A 20,258-nucleotide genomic window follows, 5' to 3' on the forward strand; every position below is an offset into this window, starting at 1 on the left:
TTAGAAAGCATCGCGATTAAAAAATTGTTGATTTCTTAAGTTTAATTGTTTAAAAATATAAGCGATTGCCTTAGAACTTATGGAGGCTATTTTTATATTTGTAATTCAATAAAATTCAATGGAACATTTTATAGTATCAGCTCGTAAGTACCGCCCACAAACTTTTAAAGATGTGGTAGGGCAACAAGCCATTACCAATACTTTGAAAAACGCCATTGAACACAATCACCTGGCACAGGCGCTTCTGTTTACGGGACCTCGCGGAGTAGGAAAAACAACCTGCGCGCGTATTCTGGCAAAAATGATTAACCACGACGGCACCCAAAGCCCCGATGAGGATTTTGCCTTTAATATTTTTGAACTCGATGCCGCTTCTAATAACTCGGTAGACGATATCAGGAATTTAATAGACCAGGTTAGGATCCCGCCGCAAGTTGGGAAATATAAAGTGTATATTATAGATGAGGTGCATATGCTCTCCCAGTCGGCATTTAATGCGTTTTTAAAGACTCTGGAAGAGCCACCGCAACACGCTATTTTTATCTTAGCTACTACAGAAAAGCATAAGATAATCCCAACCATACTTTCTCGTTGCCAGATCTTCGATTTTAAAAGAATTACAGTAAGCGATGCTAAGAATTATCTGGGGTATATAGCACAGCAGGAAGGTGTTAATGCTGAGGAAGACGCTTTAAACATCATTGCGCAAAAAGCCGATGGTGCAATGCGTGATGCCCTATCTATCTACGACAGGGTAGTGAGTTTTAGCGGCAAAGACCTTACCCGGCAGGCAGTTACCGAAAACTTAAATGTACTTGATTATGATACTTACATTAAGGTAACCGACCTTATTTTAACTAATAATATCCCGCAATTACTGCTTAGTTATAATGAAATCCTTTCCAGCGGATTTGATGGCCATCATTTTATTAGCGGCCTGGCTTCGCATTTCAGAGATCTTTTGGTTTGTAAAGATCAGAAAACGATTCAGCTTTTAGAAGTTGGGGAACAGACCAAAGCTCGCTATTTTGAACAGGCTTCCAAAACAGATCATCAATTTTTAATTAAAGCGATAGATCTTGCAAATGATTGTGACCTCAAATATAAAACAAGTCAAAACCAACGTTTGCTCGTTGAACTTTCTTTAATGCAGCTTGCCTCTATCACTTTTGATGGAGAAAAAAAAAAGTTTGAACAGTCAATAATTTCCGCTTCGGTTTTTGAAAAACAACCTGCCCCACTTTCTTCGGAAGAAAAAAGTATGGTGCGTGAGAATGAGCATGGTGAAACTTCAGCTGAAGCTCCAAAGGAAAGTCAGTTGCCTTCAGGAGAAAACAAAACTCCCGATAGCCATTGCGCTGATGATAATGAAGACAATTATCATTCAGAAGAAACAATGGTTCCCCAAGCCACTGAGGTTAATGAAGAACCGGCTCCAGACCTTCCCCCCGCTCCAGAACCAAAACCGGTAAGCGATCCTGAAGTAAAAAAAGAAAAGGTCTCAGGGCTTTCTCTAAAAAGTATTCAGAAGAAACGGGAAATAGAAGCCCGCCAGCAGGAAGCTGCTCCAACAAAGGATGTTGTACTTAACGGTAAGTTCAGCGAAACTCAATTGCAGGCCACCTGGAATGACTATGTAAAACGTATTAAAAAGCAGGGATCAAAAATTCTTGCTTCTATTCTTGAAACCGATTTACCTAAACTCCAGGAAGAAAATCGCATAGTTATAGAGTTACCAAACGAAACGATGAAAATCAATCTGGAGCGGGAACAAAATAAATTGATGTCTTACCTGAAGCAAAAACTTCAGAATACAGAAATCAGATTGGTGATTAATGTGAACGAGCAGTCGGCAAAGAAATATGCCTTCACTCCTATTGAAAAATACAATAAATTGAAGGAGAAAAATCCTTTGATAGATAAACTTAGAAGTACATTTGATTTAGACGTATAGATATGCTAGGATTAAAACTTCCCACAGACCCGCGTTGGGCAAATATAGCCGAAAAGAATATTGAAGAAATTCTTATTGATCATGCTTATTGTGAACAAAAAGCTGCTTCAACAGCAATTTCGCTTATTGTTTCTTTCCCCGAATATCCCGAATTAGTAGATGAAATGATCGCTTTATCCAGGGAAGAAATGGGACATTTTAAAATGGTGCACGAACAACTTCTAAAACGCGGCTACGTTTTAGGTCGGGATAGAAAAGACTTATATGTTATTCAATTGCTAAGTTTCTTTCCCAAAGGAGGAAGCAGAACCAACCAGTTAATTCATCGACTCCTAATCGCGGGATTAATTGAGGCCAGAAGCTGTGAACGTTTCAGACTGCTTTCCGAAGAATTAAAAGACGAAGAACTCGCTGAATTTTACCACAAATTAATGATAAGCGAAGCCAACCATTATACGATGTTTTTGAATTTTGCCCGAAAATATGGCGAACGTAAGGAAGTAGATAAAAAATGGGAGGATTTACTCGATTTTGAAGCTGAAATCATGAAAGATCTCAGTAAAGACAAAACCATACACGGTTAGATTTTTTGAATGAAAAGTAAAAACCCAGATAACCAATTTGGAAATCTGGGTTTGATTAAAACATCTATTACTTTTTTCCGTTATAAAGCGATTTTATAATTCCATCAGCCAGTCCTATTTTTGGTACAAAAATATTATCGGCCCTTGCCCATTTCATGGAGTTTAAATAAATCCTTGAAGCCGGGATAATCACATCGGCACGGTCACTCTTAAGCTGCAGGTCCATAACACGTTCCTCGTAGCTTAAAGAATTCAGCAATTCGTTATACTTCTTAATGTAGGACAGGCTTAAAGGTTTTCCTTCCTTTTTACCACTGGTTTTAAAAATATTATTGATGTTCCCACCAGAACCTATGAGATCTATATCCTTATAAGGTTTTGTAGTTTCCCTAACCCATTTCTCCATCTCTTCCCAGGCACCGTCTTCAACTAAATTATTTAAGAGACGTACGGTTCCAACTTTAAAAGATCTTGAAGCTACGGTTTTACCGCTGCTGTATAGTGTGTATTCAGTACTACCACCTCCCACATCTACATAAAGGTAATTACAATCGTTTTTAATAAGTTCGTGTAAATCTGTAGCTGCAATAATAGCGGCCTCGTGATTTCCATCAATGATTTCAATTTCAACTCCAGTTTCAGCCTTGATTTTTTCAACTACTTCAGCTCCATTATTGGCTTCCCGCATAGCTGAGGTTGCGCAGGCTTTATATTTTTCAATCCCATGAGCTTTCATTAAAAGATTAAACGCCTGCATGGTATCTACCATACGCTCAATATTTTTTTCTGAAATCACATTTTTTTCAAAAACATCTTCCCCAAGCCTAATAGGGACCCTTACCAGGGAAGTTTTTCTAAAATCTGTATCTTCCCTGCCTTTTTGTTCTGTAATCGTAGAAACAAGAAGCCTAACGGCATTTGATCCTATATCTATAGCAGCGTAGTTTTTTTGTGTAATCACGAGTTAAAATTTTCTATTTTACTCACTAAGTGAGATTTATAAAGATTTGAGGTTTGAGACTAAACTATTTTTTCTCTTTTTTAGAATACTTTTCCGGCTCTTTGGCCGGTAGCTTATTTAAATAATAATCATACAATTCAAATTGGGACCGAAGTTTTTTAGAACTGCTATTTCGGTAGGCATTATCCTGTTTTGAGGTGATCATCCTGGCTTTTACATTATCGTTCCAGCTAATATCAAAAGTTTCTATAATTTCCTGTTTTATATCTTCATCATAAATTGGGCAGGAAATTTCAACACGAAGGTCCAGGTTTCTTGTCATCCAATCGGCTGAAGAAATATAAACCTTAGAATTTCCGCCATTTTTAAATATAAAAACCCGGGGATGCTCCAGGAATTTATCTACAATACTTATCACTTCTATGTTATCGCTTAAACCTTCTACCCCGGGAATAAGGCAGCACACCCCACGAACAATAAGTTTAATTTTCACTCCTGCCTGGCTAGCCTGGTACAGTTTATCTATCATAGGATAATCTGAAAGACTGTTAAGCTTTAAAGCGATGCCCGAAGGTTTTCCTTCCCTGGCGTTTTCAATTTCTTTTTGGATCAAGCCCACAAAAGCCGTTCTACTGTAATGCGGGGAAACAATTAGATGTTTGTATTTATTGACCTTATAATTAATTTCGAAGAAATCGAAAACCTTGTTTACTTCTTTTAAAATTTCAACATCTGCAGTAAACAATGTGTAATCGGTATAAATGCGCGAGGTAGATTCGTTGAAATTCCCGGTGCTAATAAAACCGTAACGCTTCATTTTACCTTCTTCCTCCCGCTCAATCACACAAGCTTTACAATGAACTTTAAGACCCGGCACTCCAAAAATAAGTTGTACGCCTTCAGCCTGCATTTGTTCAGCATAACGAATATTGGCCACTTCGTCAAAACGCGCTCGTAATTCAATTTGAACGATCACCTTTTTCCCATTTTTCACCGCATTAATTAGTGAACTGGCGATATGGGAGATTTTTGCCAGTCTGTAAATAGTGATTTTTATGGTTTTAACTTTGGGATCTAGCGCTGCTTCCCTTAAAAACTTAACTGTGTAAGCAAAACTTTGGTAAGGCGCATACATGAGAAAATCCTTTTTTGCTATACTTCCAAATAAACTGGTTTGCAAAATAAGTCCTGGAATTGGAAGAGGTTCTATAGGTTGATATAGCAAATCTTCGCGACCAAGGCTGGGAAAGTTCATATAATCGCGCCGGTTATGGTAACGGCCACCGGGAATAATACTATCGGTAGATTCTATACCCATTTTATTCATCAAATAAGACAAAGTATCATCGGCAATATTCATATCGTAGACAAACCTTACCGGTTCTCCTTTAATTCGGTCTTTAACACTGCTGGAAATCTTTTCAATAAAACTTTTACTCAGGTCACTATCAATATCTAACTCGGCATCTCTTGTTATTTTTATCATATGTGCCGAAATACTTTCGTATTCAAAAATGTTGAAAATAGTTCCCAGATTGTACCGTATTAAATCATCGAGCAGAATGATGTACTGGTTTCCATTTTCGTTGGGTAATACCACAAAACGTTCTATGCTACGAGGAATCTCTATAAGCACATATTTTCGCTCTTTTTCTGTTTTGTCTAAAACTTTAGAAATTCCTTTTTGAGGTTTTTCTTCCTTCATCACCATTTTCACGGCAAGATAAGCGGCACTGTCTTTTAAACTCGGGATTTCAGGAAGATCATTAAGAATAATGGTAACCAATGCCGGGCTTACTTTTGAAAGGAAAAAATTTTTAATAAATTTTTCCTGTGAAGCAGAAACCTGTTTTTCGTTAATTATATGAATATTATGATCTTTCAACTGATGCTGAATATCATGTAGTACCTGCAAACTTTCCGCCTGTTGTTCTATTACAATTTGAGTAATCTCTTCAAGAAGTTTGCTGGCTTTTATCCCACCAAGAACACTTTTCCCTGCTCTACCGGCGAGGTCAATTCTCTTGACGGTTGCATACCTGACTTTAAAAAATTCATCTAAATTATTGGAAAAAATCCCTAGAAATCTTAATCGTTCTATAAGTGGTACGGTCTCATCTTCGGCTTCCTGTAATACTCGGGCATTAAATTGTAACCAGCTGAGTTCCCTGTTTAAATATTTTTTTTGCGGCATAAATTAGCGTAAGTTTTTTGGTAATAATTGTAGCAAAGTTTTGCCGGTTTTAATGTTTTTCCAGTTGTCTGAATCAAAATCTATTACACAAAGACCTGTAGTAGGTAAATTATCGAGAGGTTTATCCCCAAGCCGATTCACCAAACCCGTCATTGCCGGATTATGGCCAAAGACCATTAGTGTTTCTACGTCTTCCGAACAGCTTTTTAAAACTGATAATAAATGGTCGTCATCAAAAGTATAAAGTTCCTTTTTTACCGTGAATTTATCATCGGGTATTTGCAATTCTTCTTTAAAAAGTTTTGCTGTAGTGTGTGCCCTAACGGCAGGGCTGGTCCATAAGGTCAAATCACCGCTTTGAAATTCTTTAAAGGTTTTCAATACCACAGCAGCGTCATTATAAGCACGCTTTTTAAGGGGTCTTTTTTCGTCGGGCAAATTATTTTCCCAGGAAGATTTACCGTGTCTAACAAGAATTAGTCTTTTCATAATTTAAATTTTAGGGTGCCAATCGGTTGCGTTCCCAGGTATCCATTTCTATAAATTCATAGATTATCCTGTCGTGCAGACGGTTATTTCTACCCTGCCAAAATTCAAAACTTCGGGGTGTCACCAAATATCCACCCCAATGCGGTGGTCGGTCTACCTCTTTATTTTGATATCTCTCCTCAATTTCTTTTAAGTGTTCTTCGAGTTCTTTGCGGGATTCCAAAATATTACTTTGGTTAGAAGCCCAGGCTCCTAACTGACTTCCGCGAGGTCGGGAACCAAAATAAGCTGCTGAATCTTCTTCTGAAGTCTTCATTGCAACGCCTTTTATAATCACTTGTCGCTCTAAGGCCGGCCAGAAGAACGAAAGACAAACCCTCGGATTTTCTTCTATATCCCTGGCCTTTTCAGAATTATAATTAGTGTAGAAACTAAATCCGTCTACTCCAAAAGATTTTAATAATACAATACGGTTCTTCGGAAATCCTTCAATTCCACAGGTAGCAAGGCTCATAGCATTCACTTCTGCTATTTCAGGATGTGCTTCTGCCTCCTCAAACCAGGAGGTGAAAAGCGGCAAAGGAAAGGACGGTATATTTTCTTCTAAAAGTTCACTTTTTCCGTAGCTTTTTCGATAATCTTCAAGGCTCTTTTGCATTGTATTTTGCTTTGCTGCAATTTACAAGTTTTAGGCAGAAGCCGGAAAATTTTCGAGATAAGATTGTGCATTCTAAAGATGAAAGCACAGTAGTAGAAAACGAAATAAGAATAAAATGCAATCTTAATCCATAACAAACCAATAAATTCGACAAAATACATCTACAACTTTCATTAATTACATTTCAGCTAATTAAGATGTCATATAGCTAAAATATTTAATAATAATGCATTAGAAGTGAGATATCTTTTAAATTTGTTCAAAATTAATTATTAAGCCTTACTGGCAAATAAAACTAAAAATATAATAAGAATGAATTTCCCTAAGTTTTTCTTACAATATAAAAGTAATATTCTCACAAAGTTCTTCATTGTTGTAATTTCATTATCTGTAGGAAGTTGCTCCATGGGAATGACTAATCCTGATAGCTACAATAGAAACCACGAAGTATATGCTGTAGACTTTAATCCTCATAATTTAGAGCAACTGAAAATTTTTAAAATGGATGAAGGAGATTGGATAGCGTATGAAACAGTAAAAAAGGGCCAGAGCGATCGTTATACCATTGAAGTAGAAAACGGATTCTTAACCGTTATTTCGCATAAAAACAAAATGGATGTGCCCACTTACCAAACCTGGTTAGATTATGCAAGACAGGAATTGGGTTATAGTGTTGAGGATGAATATGATATTTTCACCACTATAGAAGAAGGTTATATCTATGAAATAGACCTGGAAGCACATCCTTTGATAGAAGGAAATGAACATAGAATCTTGATGTACGAACAAAAATAAGTACCCCAACTTTTTTTTTGAAAAAACCATCCAGTTTTGGGTGGTTTTTTTATGTCAATATTTAAGGGTTTTTACTAATCGATAATTTTATATATTATTTTTTTAATCTATTTTTCAAACTTTCCACCCCCTGATTTCCCTTAATTTCTCCCACTACCCTACCTTTTGCCGAAAATATATGCAGTTATATCTAAAAAATCTGCAAAAACTTTATTTATGGTTTTTAACAATTAATTTTACTTCAGATTTAAGATTTAACAAATAGGTCACCCCCAACTTTCCTATAGGTAATACTCCCTAATTTTACCATAATTAAATCGAATTTTTACCATTATTTAACTGTTTTCCCCAAAAAAACAAAGCACAGTGGTTTAATCACAATGTGATTTAACGTACTATATATGAGTTTTTAAAAAAAAGAACTTCTACAAAGAATTATAACATTAATTCTAAACATTATTAATATGATTTGGAAAACTACTCTCGCATTTTTGGTCACCTTATTACATTATAATCTGAAAAACTTTAAGTTTCTTCAGGTTACACCAATAGTAATATTTGCCACTTTTAGTCTTTTCTTAATGGAATCTACTAATTTACAAGCGCAGGTTGCACCAGTGAATCCACCAACCGGAGGATTCCATATAGATGGAAATTTACAAGCTAACATCCTTGATTCAGGAGTTGGAGACTGGATTCCCGGAACTGGCGGTACCGGTGGCTTTGTATTTGATATGAATGGTACTCCCGTAGAAGTGGCACGTACCATTCGTAGTGTAGATTCGTATAACTCGGGACTGGACAACGTATTTCAGGGTGGAAGCAAGTCCAATGATGATCCTAATAACTGGAGTTGGACTAATAGCAAAGCTAATGGAAAAAGCGATATTAATAATGTCTTGATACACATTGCAGAAAACTCTGCCTCAGACAATAATGATCAATGGATAATCATTGCAAGTGACCGTCTGGTGACCAACGGAACTTCTTATATTGATTTTGAGTTTTTACAAAGCGAAATAACAACAACAGGTGGTTCTTTCCAATCTGCCGGTACTAGTGGAGGAAGAACAATAGGAGATTTGCTCATCGCTGTCGAATATTCTAACGGTGGAAACACTGCCGATGTTAAATATTATCGTTGGGAACCTGTGGGTTCAGGGTTTGATTATGTGGAACAAACCAGTGTAAGCAGTAACTTTAGATTTGGGAAAACAAATACGGTGAACGCTCCTACATTTACAGGTGGAGCTTTTGGAACCAATAGTTATTCCCCATATCAGTTTGTAGAGGCAGCGGTTAATGTAACCGAGTTTTTTAAATTTAGTGGGGATCCTTGTGATGAAATAACCATAGGAAATATATTGGTTAAAACAAAAACCTCTAATGCGCCTACGGCTGCCCTGGTTGATTTTGTTACTCCTATAGCTGTTAAATTAAACCTTGGTACAGCAGACATTATAGTTCCGGAAGACTTTTGCGGAGACTCTGCTAAGTTAGAAATTAATGGAGTTCAAAATGGTACTTTTTCTACTGATTCTGGAGATCTGCTAATAGATAATGATGGTTTAATAAGCATTACAGAAGAAAATCGAGGAAATGATTATGAGATTATCTACACCTTTACAACTGCAGGCTGTGAAAAAACAACAACTACAACTATTTCTATCCCCGAAATTCCGGATACTCCTGAGATCATTGCTACAAATGCTAATTGTGATAACGAAAACGGAAGTATCACTGTTTCTAATTTTGACAGCAACCTTAATTATATCCTAATAGATAAAAATGGCGCTGACACTTCTTATTCAATTAATACAGACGGGGAGTTCACCGAAGTAGTTCCCGGTTCTTATACCGTACGGGTTGAAAATGCTGATTGTTCTGCAACTTCAACTTCGGCTACCATTCAAGACAGCAAGCAGACTCCGGATACTCCTGAGATCACTGCTACAAATGCTGATTGTGAGAACGCTAATGGAAGCATCACTGTAACAAACCTTGACAATACTCTGGAATATATTCTAGTTGATGACCAGAGAACAAATACAGCTTATGAAATCAATGAAAGTGGGGTATTTACCCAAGTAGCTCCCGGTTCTTATACCGTAAGAGTAGAAAACGAAGATTGTTCTGCGACTTCAACTTCGGCTACCATTCAAGATAGCGAGCAAACTCCGGTTACTCCTGAGATCACTGCTACCGATGCTGATTGTGGGAGCGCTGATGGAAGTATTACTGTAACGAACCTTGACAACACTCTGGAATATATTCTTGTTGATGACCAGGGAACAGATACAGCCTATGAAATCAATGAAAGTGGGGTATTTACCCAAGTAGCTCCCGGTTCTTATTCCGTAAGAATAGAAAACGAAGATTGTTCTGCAACTTCTGTTTCTGCTACCATCGAAGATAGTGAGCAGACTCCGGATACTCCCGAGATCACTGCTACCGATGCTGATTGTGAGAGCGCTGATGGAAGTATTACTGTAACGAACCTTGACAACACTCTGGAATATGTACTTGTTGATGATCAGGGAACAGATACAGCTAATGAAATCAATGAAAATGGGGTATTTACCCAAGTAGCTCCCGGTTCTTATACCGTAAGAGTAGAAAACGAAGATTGTTCTGCGACTTCAACTTCGGCTACCATTCAAGATAGCGAGCAAACTCCGGTTACCCCTGAGATCACTGCTACAAATGCAGATTGTGAAAGCGCTAATGGAAGTATCACCGTAACAAACCTTGACAATACTCTGGAATATATTCTTGTTGATGACCAGGGAACAGATACAGCCTATGAAATCAATGAAAGTGGGGTATTTACCCAAGTAGCTCCCGGTTCTTATACCGTAAGAATGGAAAACGAAGATTGTTCTGCAACTTCTGTTTCTGCTACCATCGAAGATAGTGAGCAGACTCCGGATACTCCCGAGATCACTGCTACCGATGCTGATTGTGAGAGCGCTGATGGAAGTATTACTGTAACGAACCTTGACAACACTCTGGAATATGTACTTGTTGATGATCAGGGAACAGATACAGCTAATGAAATCAATGAAAATGGGGTATTTACCCAAGTAGCTCCCGGTTCTTATACTGTAAGGGTAGAAAATGCTGATTGTTCTGCAACTTCGACTTCTGCTACTATTCAAGATAGTGAGCAGTCTCCGGATACTCCTGAGATCACTGCAACAAATGCTGATTGTGAGAGCGCTGAAGGAAGTATCACTGTAACAAACCTTGACAATACTCTGGAATATATTCTTGTTGATGACCAGGGAACAGATACAGCTTATGAAATCAATGAAAGTGGGGTATTTACCCAAGTAGCTCCCGGTTCTTATACTGTAAGGGTAGAAAATGCTGATTGTAGCGCGACTTCAACTTCGGCTACCATTCAAGACAGCAAGCAGACTCCGGATACTCCTGAGATCACTGCTACAAATGCTGACTGTGAGAACGCTAATGGAAATATCACAGTAACAAACCTTGATAACACTCTGGAATATGTTCTTGTTGATGACCAGGGAACAGATACAGCTTATGAAATCAATGGAGATGGTGTATTCATCGAAGTAGCTCCTGGTTTTTATACCGTACGAGCGGAAAACGAAGATTGTAATGCAACTTCTGTTTCTGCAACTATTATTCCTAGCGAACAAACTCCGGTAACTCCAGAGATATCTGCTACTGATGCAAATTGTAATAGTGCTGAAGGAAGAATCACAGTAACCAATTTTGACAACACACTCAATTATGTGCTGGTCGATGACCAGGAAACAGATACAGCTTATGAAATCAATGGAGATGGTGTATTCACCGAAATAGCTCCTGGTTCTTATACTGTACGAGCGGAAAACTATGATTGTAATGCAACTTCTGTTTCTGCAACTATTACTTCCAGCGAAGAGACTCCGGTAACCCCTGAGATCACTGCTACAGATGCAAGTTGTGAGAGCGCTGATGGAAGCATTACAGTTTCTAACTATGACAGCAACCTTACTTATATCTTAGTAAACAGCGATGGAGATACTCAATACGCAATCAATGAAAGTGGAGTATTTCCTGAAGTAACTCCAGGAGATTATACCGTAAGAGTAGAGAATGCTGATTGTTCTGCAAATTCTGCTTCTGCAACTATTAATCCTAGCGAGCAGACTCCGGTAACCCCTGAGATCACTGCTACAAATGCTGATTGTGATAGCGCCGAGGGAAGCATTGCAATTTCTAACTATGACGGCAATCTTACTTATATCTTAGTAAACAGTGATGGAGATACTCAATACACCATCAATGAAAGCGGAGTATTTACTGAAGTAACTTCTGGAGCTTATACTGTTAGAGCGGAAAATAATGATTGTAGTGTAACTTCTGCCTCAGTTACTATTGAAGATAGCGAGCAGACTCCGGAGGCTCCTGTTGCAGAGGCTACCCAGCCTACCTGTGATACAGCTACCGGAAGTATCGAAATCACCTCGCAAGGCTATGAGTTCAGTATCGATGGGAAAGAATTCCAGACTTCAAACATCTTTGAGGAGTTAGAAGCCGATACCTATAGCGTTTATACAAGAAATGAAGATGGATGTGTTTCCGAGGCTACTCAATTAACAATTAATGATCAGCCCGGAACCCCTGAGCAACCAACAATTACTTCTACAACCGATGTCACTTGTGGTGAAAATAACGGGGAAATAGTATTTCAGGTTGAAAACAACTTAAGCTATACTTTAACCGATAACGACAATAATACCTTTCAGCATAAAAATGGAGAATATACAGAGCTTTCTCCCGGAGATTACACTCTAAATGTTAGTAATGGAGATTGTGAAATTGAGGTACAGATTATAATTGAAGATATTGAAGACAACGAAGCTCCGGTAATTGCTGAAGTTGAACCAATCAATACAACTACCGATGCAGATTCCTGTGGTGCGATGATAGAAATCATTGCTCCGCAAGTAAGCGATAACTGTTCCGTAGAAAATGCAATTGGAACCCGTGATGATAACCAGGCTTTAGATGTTGAATACCCGGTGGGAACTACAATGATTACCTGGACGGTAACTGACGAAAATGGAAATGAGGCCGAGCCGGTTGAACAAACCGTAACGGTAACTGATGATCAGGCGCCGGTAATTGCTGAAGTTGAACCAATCAATACAACTACCGATGCAGATTCCTGTGGTGCGATGATAGAAATCACTGCCCCGCAAGTAAGCGATAACTGTTCCGTAGGAGATGCAGTTGGAACCCGCGATGATAACCAGGCTTTAGATGCTGAATATCCCGTGGGAACAACAAGCATTACCTGGAACGCCACCGACGAAAATGGGAATGAGGCCGAACCGGTTGTACAAACTGTAACCGTAACTGATGATCAGGCGCCGGTAATTGCAGAAGTTGAACCAATCAATACAACTACCGATGCAGATAGCTGTGGTGCGATGATAGAAATCACTGCTCCGCAAGTAAGCGATAATTGTTCCGTAGAAGGTGCAGTTGGAACCCGGGATGATAACCAGGCTTTAGATGCTGAATACCCGGTGGGAACTACAATGATTACCTGGAACGCCACCGACGAAAATGGAAATGAGGCCGAGCCGGTTGAACAAAGCGTAACGGTAACTGATGATCAGGCGCCGGTAATTGCTGACGTTGAACCAATCAATACAACTACCGATGCAGATTCCTGTAGTGCGATGATAGAAATCATTGCTCCGCAAGTAAGCGATAACTGTTCCGTAGAAAATGCAATTGGAACCCGGGATGATAACCTGGCTTTAGATGCTGAATACCCGGTGGGAACTACAATGATTACCTGGACAGCAACTGATGAAAATGGAAACGAAGCCGAACCGGTTGTTCAAAGCGTAACCGTAACTGATAATCAAGCTCCGGTAATTGCAGAAGTTGAACCAATCAATACAACTACCGATGCAGATTCCTGTGGTGCGATGATAGAAATCACTGCTCCGCAAGTAAGCGATAATTGTTCCGTAGAAGGTGCAGTTGGAACCCGCGATGATAACCAGACTTTAGATGCTGAATACCCGGTGGGAACTACAATGATTACCTGGACAGCAACTGATGAAAATGGAAATGAGGCCGAGCCGGTTGAACAAAGCGTAACGGTAACTGATGATCAGGCGCCGGTAATTGCTGAAGTTGAACCAATCAATACAACTACCGATGCAGATTCCTGTGGTGCGATGATAGAAATCACTGCTCCGCAAGTAAGCGATAACTGTTCCGTAGAAAATGCAATTGGAACCCGGGATGATAACCTGGCTTTAGATGCTGAATACCCGGTGGGAACTACAATGATTACCTGGACAGCAACTGATGAAAACGGAAATGAGGCCGAGCCGGTTGAACAAAGCGTAACGGTAACTGATGATCAGGCGCCGGTAATTGCTGAAATAGAAAACATTACGGTTAACACTGACGTGGATAGCTGCAGCGCGATCGTAGATTTTGATATTCCTTCAGCCAGCGACAATTGTGGCATAGCGAGTACAGAACTTACTGAAGGTTTAGCTTCAGGGTCTGAATTTCCGTTAGGAGAAACTACAATAACCTTTACCGCCACCGATATCAATGGAAATTCGGTTAATTCCAGCTTTACAGTAACTGTGATAGATAATGAAGCTCCAGTAATCGCATGTCCGGAAAATATTTTATTAAACGTAGAATTTGGCACCGAAGCAGTAGTTGTAAATTATGATACTATTTCGGTTTCAGATAATTGTTCGGAAACCAGTATTGAGCTAATCGAAGGTTTTGCTTCCGGGGAAGAATTTCCTGTAGGTGAAACCAGAGTAACTTATGAAGTAACCGATGCTGCAGGAAATTCTGCCAGTTGTTCCTTTACCGTAATCGTTGAGGAAGATCCGGAAGAAACTCCACCTGTGCCAGATGCTCCGCTAGTTGAGCTTATTCAACCTGACTGTGTTACGCCAACCGGAGTGATTTTAATTGATACTCAAGACGGACTTACCTATAGCATTGATGGAGAAAATTATGAAGCTGTAGAAGAATTTACCGAGCTTGAACCGGGAACTTACGAAGTAACCGCCAGAGATGAGTTCGAACAAATTTCAGAAGCTACCGTGGTAACTTTAGAAGAACCAGTAGCAGACGAAATTGAAACCAGTACTATTAGTCTTTGTACTGAAGATACCACCTTTGATCTTTTCGAATTACTGGAAGGAGATTATGACACTTCCGGAACTTGGATAGATACAGAAGGCACCGGCGCATTGAATCAGGGCTTTATTGACCCGGCAATGCTGCAGGTTGGCACTTACACATTTGAATACCAAATTGAAAATGGTATTTGTAATTCTACTACAGAAGTTACGGTATCTATCAACGATGATTGTGTGGTTCTACCTTGCAGCCTGGAAGATATTCAATCCAGTATTTCTAAAGCGGTAACACCTAATGGCGATAACCATAATGATTATTTCACTATAGATTTCGCGAGCGAATGTGGATTCACTTACGATGTAAAGATCTTTAACCGATGGGGAAACAAAATCTATGAAGCTACTAACTATCAAAACGATTGGGATGGTTATTCAACAAATTCAGCAACGAGTTCAAATCAGTTGCCTTCGGGAACTTACTACTATGTTCTAGAAATTAGAAATAGCGGATTTGAACCAATTCAAGGTTACATCTATTTAGGAACAAAATAAAAAAGAAAGACCATGAAAAATATATATCTACCCCTATTTTTTCTAATGTTTTCGGCATCTGCCCTGGCTCAGCAATTGCCGCAATTCACCCAATATATGTATAATATGATATCTGTAAACCCGGCCTATGCCGGGAGCCGGGACGGATTTTCCATAACTGCTTTAAACCGTAATCAATGGGCGGGAGTAAGTGGAGCGCCAAATACGCAAACCCTGTCTGTTCACTCCCCGCTTACCAACGATAGAGTAGGCTTGGGACTTTCGGTTATTAACGATAAAACCGGGTATGAGAATTATACTTACGCCTATGGAGATTTCTCCTACAGATTAGATTTCAGTGACGATATCTCCCTGGCGATGGGTTTAAAGGCAGGAATGAGCTACTACAACCTGGATCGGGAATTATTTAACGATCAACAGGTTTTGAATGATCCATTTTTCGAAGACCGATTTAATAAATGGACACCAAATGTTGGGATTGGTTTTTATCTCTCAGCTCAAAATTGGTATGTAGGAGCATCTGCCCCAAAACTGATTAATAACAATAACCACGAGTACAACGAATTTCTGGCCATGGAACAGGTTCATTATTACCTAACCGGGGGTTATGTTTTTGATCTCAACGAAAACCTGAAATTCAGGCCTACTTCTTTACTGAAAATGACCGCCGGAGCCCCACTTTCGGTGGATTTTTCAGGAACTATGATCTTTAATGAGAAATTTTACCTGGGAGCCAACTGGCGAATAGACGATGCCCTGGGTGCTTTTCTGGATGTAGAACTTTTTGACGGTTTTAGAGCAGGTTATGCCTACGAATATTCAATTTCAGATATAAGACCATACACCTCGGGATCCCACGAAATCCTGCTTATTTATGAATTCAGATTCCAAAAAACCAGGTATAAATCTCCCCGATTCTTCTAATTTAAACGCTGCTGATTATGAAAAAACAATACTATTTAATCCTTTTATTCTTAGTGTTTAGCATAAACTTGCAGGCACAATACGGTAAACAAAAAAGAGCAGATAAACTTTACAGCAATCTCGCTTATACCGAAGCCGTTGATGTTTTCAAAGAACTTATAGAAAACGACTATAATCTCAAAGAAAACAGATTGAAACTGGCCGACACTTACATGAAATTAAGGAGTCCGGAAAATGCCGTTTTTTATTATGAGGATATTCTTAAAGATTCTACAGATATTTCTGCGGAATACTATTATGAATACGCTCAGGCTTTACGCGGAGCGAAGAGATATGACGAATCCCGGGAATGGTTGCAAAAATACCTGGAAACCAACGGGGAAGCTTCAGCTGAAGTCAATAAAATGCTGAACAAAAACCATTCTGAAATAAAGACTACTTACACCCTTAAGAAAAGTGACTTTAATTCAGAGTTTAGTGATTTTGGAGCTGTTAAGTATGACGGTGAAACTTATCTTGTTTCAGCCCGGAATTTTGAAAATTCAGACAAAGAATATTCCTGGAATAAAGAACCATTTTTAGATGTTTATAAAATAAATTCAAGCGGTGAGGTCTCCCCTATTTCCGGAGAAATAAATACTAAATTGCATGATGGCCCAATAAGTTTTAGTCCAGATGGAGAAACCATGTATTTTACCCGAAACAATTATTTCAATAATAAAGAAGGAAAAAGAGATAAAGAAGCTACCAACCATTTAAAAATCTATTCGGCTCAAAAATCGGGTGATAGCTGGATAAATATTCAGGAATTGCCTATTAACAGCGATGAATATTCTGTAGGTCATCCTTCGGTTTCTCAAGACGGAAAAACGCTATATTTCGCCTCTAATATGCCGGGTGGTGAAGGTGGCACCGATCTTTATAAAGTTTCCATAAATGCTAATAATAACTTTGGAACTCCTGAAAATTTAGGAAATAGGATCAATACTGCTGAAGACGAAAACTTTCCTTTTATAGATGAAGATAATGTGCTTTATTTTTCTTCTACCGGTCATGGTGGCTTCGGCTTAGCCGATATTTTCATGACAGATTTGCAAGCCCAAAATGCTGAAATTCAAAACCTGGGAGAAACTATTAACAGTAACTTAGATGATTTTAGCTATTTCAGGGAAACTGAAAATAATGCCGGGTTTATAGCTTCTAACCGGGATGGAGCAGATAATATTTATGGATTTAATCAATTGCTTCCTTTAATTTTAAAAGGAAAGGTGACCGATGCAGTAAATGGAGAACCTATCGCCCAGGCTACAATAAGACTTTTCGATGAAAATAATGAGCAAATTGCATTTTTAGAATCTGATAAAGATGGAAATTATCAAACTACGGTGAATAGAAGTGTGGAAATACCGCTGGAAGCAAAGCAGATTAAATATAAAAATTTCAGCGATACTCTGAATACCCGAAATATGGAAGATTTAGAAGAAATGGAATACAATATTTCACTCCAGCCAGTAGCCGATGTAGAATACCTGGCCGAAATTGAAAATATTTACTTTGATTTTGATAAAAGCAATATCAGGCCTGATGCTGCAAAAGAACTGGATAAACTTGTGAGATTAATGCACGACGAATATCCCGATTTGGTTATCGAAATCGGTTCCCACACCGATAAACGAGGAAACGATAATTACAACGAAGCTTTAGCCGAAAGACGCGCCAAAGCAACCCGGGATTATTTAATTGCTGAAGGCATAAATGGAGATCGCATTAATGAAAAGGGATATGGTGAGCGTAAACCAGCAATTGACTGTGACAGATGCTCTAAGGAACAACATCAACTTAATCGTCGTTCTATGTTTAGCGTAGTAAAGATGGATTAAGGTTAATCTTTTAAAAAATAAAAAGGTTCAGCGAATTGCTGAACCTTTTTTGCTTAATCAATCTATGAAAAACAAAATTTACTTTCTTATAAAAATATTAGTAAAATAGTTTCGTCCTTCTTCATCATCTACCACCGAAACTCCAAAATGAGAATGGTTTCCTTCAATATTCTTTTTATGTCCGTCGCTATTTAACCAGGCATTCACAACTGCTTCTGCAGTTCGGTAACCATAACCTACATTTTCACTTACCGATTTTGCCCCTACAGTTTCCACCAGGTTTTCATAACGAATTCCAAAATTATCGTGGCTCACTTTTCCAACTTCAAGCATATAATAATTATGAGATTCAGCTTCTACTGAAATTTCAGCAATAGGTTCTAAAGGTTTCAAAGCTAAACTTTCTCGGTGTTGATTCACTAAATCAAGAATATTACTTTCAATTTCAGTATAATCGAAATTAACTTTTTCTTCTAGGGTATGATTGTAGGAATTCATTTCCTCTTCGATGCTTTCCTTTGCACAAGAAACCGTTGAAACAGCTAGCAAAACAAGCATAACAAACCTAAGTGTACTTTTTCTCATAACGATCATGTTAGACTGGGAAGATAAAAGTACACTTTTTATCGACTAAACACATACCTTGAAATGCATTTCATCGAATTTATCTGAATTTTAACAGATTCCGTAAGATTTAACCTACTAAAAATGAGTGAAATGAGAAATACGGAAGATTATTGTGTAAGAAGAAATATAGAAAAGTGTTATTCAAAGATAAAAACCTTACCATCATCGGCTATATCAACCTCAGAAAATATGGTAGCGGCTTCTTCTCTAAATAAATTGATATTGGTATATCGGGTGGAATAATGGCCTAAAATAAGTTTTTGAACTCCCGCCTCTTTAGCAATTTGCGCCGCTTCTTTAGCGGTGCTATGTTTGGTTGGGAAAGCCAGTTCGGCTTTATCTTCAAGGAAAGTAGATTCGTGGTATAAAACAGTTGCTCCACTTATCTGCGGAATCATTTTCTGGTTAAACGCAGTATCACTGCAATATGCATAACTTTTTGGTGGTGCCGGTGCTTCGGTTACCAGTTCATTAGGAATAAGCTCTCCGGTTTCAGAGGTTACATCTTTTCCCTTTTTTAAGCTTCTATAGAGTGATACATCAATATTATACTCAACGGCCTTATTGATAAGCAATTTACGATCGCCGGGTTTTTCTTTAAAAAGAAAACCGTTAGTATAAATTCTATGAATTAAAGGGATGGTTTCTACACTTAGCTTTTCATCTTCATAAATAATCTGAGATTCCTTACTACTCAACTCGTGAAAATATAAGGGATAATTGGTCCAGGAATTAGAAAGTTTTAGTTGCAGGGTGATAATTTCCTTAATTCCCTTTGGCCCGTAAACGTGGAGCTCTGTTTCACGATTTAATAATCGAAAAGTTGATATAAGACCAACAAGCCCGTAGGAGTGATCGCCGTGAAGATGGGAAATAAAGATATGTTTTATCTTAGAAAATTTAATCTTATTACGTCTTAGTTGCACCTGTGTTCCTTCACCACAATCAATTAAAAACAATTCGTTTTTCATTTCCAGCACCTGGGAAGTGGGATTGGTAAAACTACGTGGGGTAGCGGCGTAACAACCAAGAATATTAAGCTTCATGCACAAAAGAATCAAAAATCTGGGGGCAAGCCCACAAGATATAAATTGAAAATATCTTTAAATTTCGAGGTCAACCTCGGGGAATAAAACCCTCAATGAGGGTTAAACGCCTAAATCTCGTTGAATTTCATCCATTTGAATAAGATCTTCTGCTTCTCTTAAAGAAGGAACCAAAACGATCTCTTCGGGCAATTCATCTATAGTAATCGCATTGCTTACCAAAACAAACGATTTATTATTCAGCTGATGTGTTTTGGAAATCTCTAAGAACCCCATCACCTCTTCTTTTTTAAGCTTGTGATAAGCCAAAAGACTTACAATCACATTTTTATTATTAAACTCGGCGTGCCTTTGGGTGAGCAAGGAAACAAAATCTACTACGGGAGCTTCTAAAGGTTCTATTAAAATATAATTTTCTTTTTCTGAAATTTTCATAGCGT

Annotated in this window: 13 protein-coding genes; 6 read left to right on the forward strand and 7 right to left on the reverse strand. The window is 38.3% G+C overall.

Annotated features, from left to right (window positions below; all coding sequences use genetic code 11):
* Positions 1-118 precede the first annotated feature (118 nt).
* Together LB467_RS14710 and miaE are read left to right on the forward strand one after the other, a co-directional pair.
* Entirely contained in the window at positions 119-1,954 is a 1,836-nt protein-coding gene (locus tag LB467_RS14710) for a DNA polymerase III subunit gamma/tau (RefSeq protein WP_224474808.1), read from the forward strand.
* A 2-nt stretch (positions 1,955-1,956) separates the two neighbouring features.
* On the forward strand, positions 1,957-2,538 hold the full coding sequence (gene miaE, locus LB467_RS14715) for a tRNA-(ms[2]io[6]A)-hydroxylase (protein ID WP_224474809.1): 582 nt from the start codon (positions 1,957-1,959) through the stop codon (positions 2,536-2,538).
* 67 nt (positions 2,539-2,605) lie between these two features.
* Here the strand turns inward: miaE and LB467_RS14720 are convergent, their stop codons facing one another.
* The 4 genes from LB467_RS14720 to pdxH all read right to left on the reverse strand — a co-directional run bounded on the left by LB467_RS14720 (position 2,606) and on the right by pdxH (position 6,840).
* Positions 2,606-3,499, reverse strand: a complete 894-nt coding sequence (locus LB467_RS14720; protein WP_224474810.1) for a Ppx/GppA phosphatase family protein — start codon at positions 3,497-3,499, stop codon at positions 2,606-2,608.
* Between the two features lie 64 nt (positions 3,500-3,563).
* Positions 3,564-5,693 carry a polyphosphate kinase 1 gene (gene ppk1, locus LB467_RS14725; protein ID WP_224474811.1) on the reverse strand — a complete coding sequence of 710 codons (2,130 nt, stop codon included), beginning with the start codon at positions 5,691-5,693 and terminating at the stop codon, positions 3,564-3,566.
* A 3-nt stretch (positions 5,694-5,696) separates the two neighbouring features.
* Positions 5,697-6,182 (reverse strand): SixA phosphatase family protein, encoded by a 486-nt coding sequence (locus LB467_RS14730; protein WP_224474812.1) that lies wholly within the window; start codon positions 6,180-6,182, stop codon positions 5,697-5,699.
* Positions 6,183-6,192: 10 nt separating this feature from the next.
* A complete protein-coding gene (gene pdxH / locus LB467_RS14735) occupies positions 6,193-6,840 on the reverse strand; it encodes a pyridoxamine 5'-phosphate oxidase (protein ID WP_224474813.1) in 648 nt (215 codons plus the stop codon).
* A gap of 312 nt (positions 6,841-7,152) precedes the next feature.
* Between pdxH and LB467_RS14740 the strand changes: the two genes are divergently transcribed.
* From LB467_RS14740 to LB467_RS14755, 4 genes are all read left to right on the forward strand, one after another.
* Positions 7,153-7,635 carry a hypothetical protein gene (locus LB467_RS14740; RefSeq protein WP_224474814.1) on the forward strand — a complete coding sequence of 161 codons (483 nt, stop codon included), beginning with the start codon at positions 7,153-7,155 and terminating at the stop codon, positions 7,633-7,635.
* Between the two features lie 464 nt (positions 7,636-8,099).
* Entirely contained in the window at positions 8,100-15,341 is a 7,242-nt protein-coding gene (locus LB467_RS14745) for an HYR domain-containing protein (RefSeq protein ID WP_224474815.1), read from the forward strand.
* A gap of 12 nt (positions 15,342-15,353) precedes the next feature.
* On the forward strand, positions 15,354-16,265 hold the full coding sequence (locus LB467_RS14750; protein WP_224474816.1) for a PorP/SprF family type IX secretion system membrane protein: 912 nt from the start codon (positions 15,354-15,356) through the stop codon (positions 16,263-16,265).
* A 17-nt stretch (positions 16,266-16,282) separates the two neighbouring features.
* Positions 16,283-18,145: an OmpA family protein gene (locus LB467_RS14755; protein ID WP_224474817.1), complete on the forward strand. Its 1,863-nt coding sequence runs from the start codon at positions 16,283-16,285 to the stop codon at positions 18,143-18,145.
* 78 nt (positions 18,146-18,223) lie between these two features.
* On the opposite strand, the gene LB467_RS14760 is transcribed toward LB467_RS14755, so the two are convergent.
* The 3 genes from LB467_RS14760 to LB467_RS14770 all read right to left on the reverse strand — a co-directional run bounded on the left by LB467_RS14760 (position 18,224) and on the right by LB467_RS14770 (position 20,253).
* Positions 18,224-18,730 (reverse strand): CAP domain-containing protein, encoded by a 507-nt coding sequence (locus LB467_RS14760; RefSeq protein ID WP_224474818.1) that lies wholly within the window; start codon positions 18,728-18,730, stop codon positions 18,224-18,226.
* 179 nt (positions 18,731-18,909) lie between these two features.
* The gene (locus LB467_RS14765; protein ID WP_224474819.1) at positions 18,910-19,818 is read right to left on the reverse strand and encodes a ribonuclease Z; all 909 of its coding nucleotides are present in this window, start codon (positions 19,816-19,818) and stop codon (positions 18,910-18,912) included.
* A 102-nt stretch (positions 19,819-19,920) separates the two neighbouring features.
* Complete coding sequence (locus tag LB467_RS14770; protein ID WP_224474820.1) at positions 19,921-20,253, reverse strand: ribonuclease Z; 333 nt, start codon at positions 20,251-20,253, stop codon at positions 19,921-19,923.
* Between the last annotated feature and the right edge of the window lie 5 nt (positions 20,254-20,258).

This window comes from Salegentibacter tibetensis, from assembly GCF_020164485.1.
GTDB classification, from domain to species: Bacteria; Bacteroidota; Bacteroidia; order Flavobacteriales; family Flavobacteriaceae; genus Salegentibacter; species Salegentibacter tibetensis.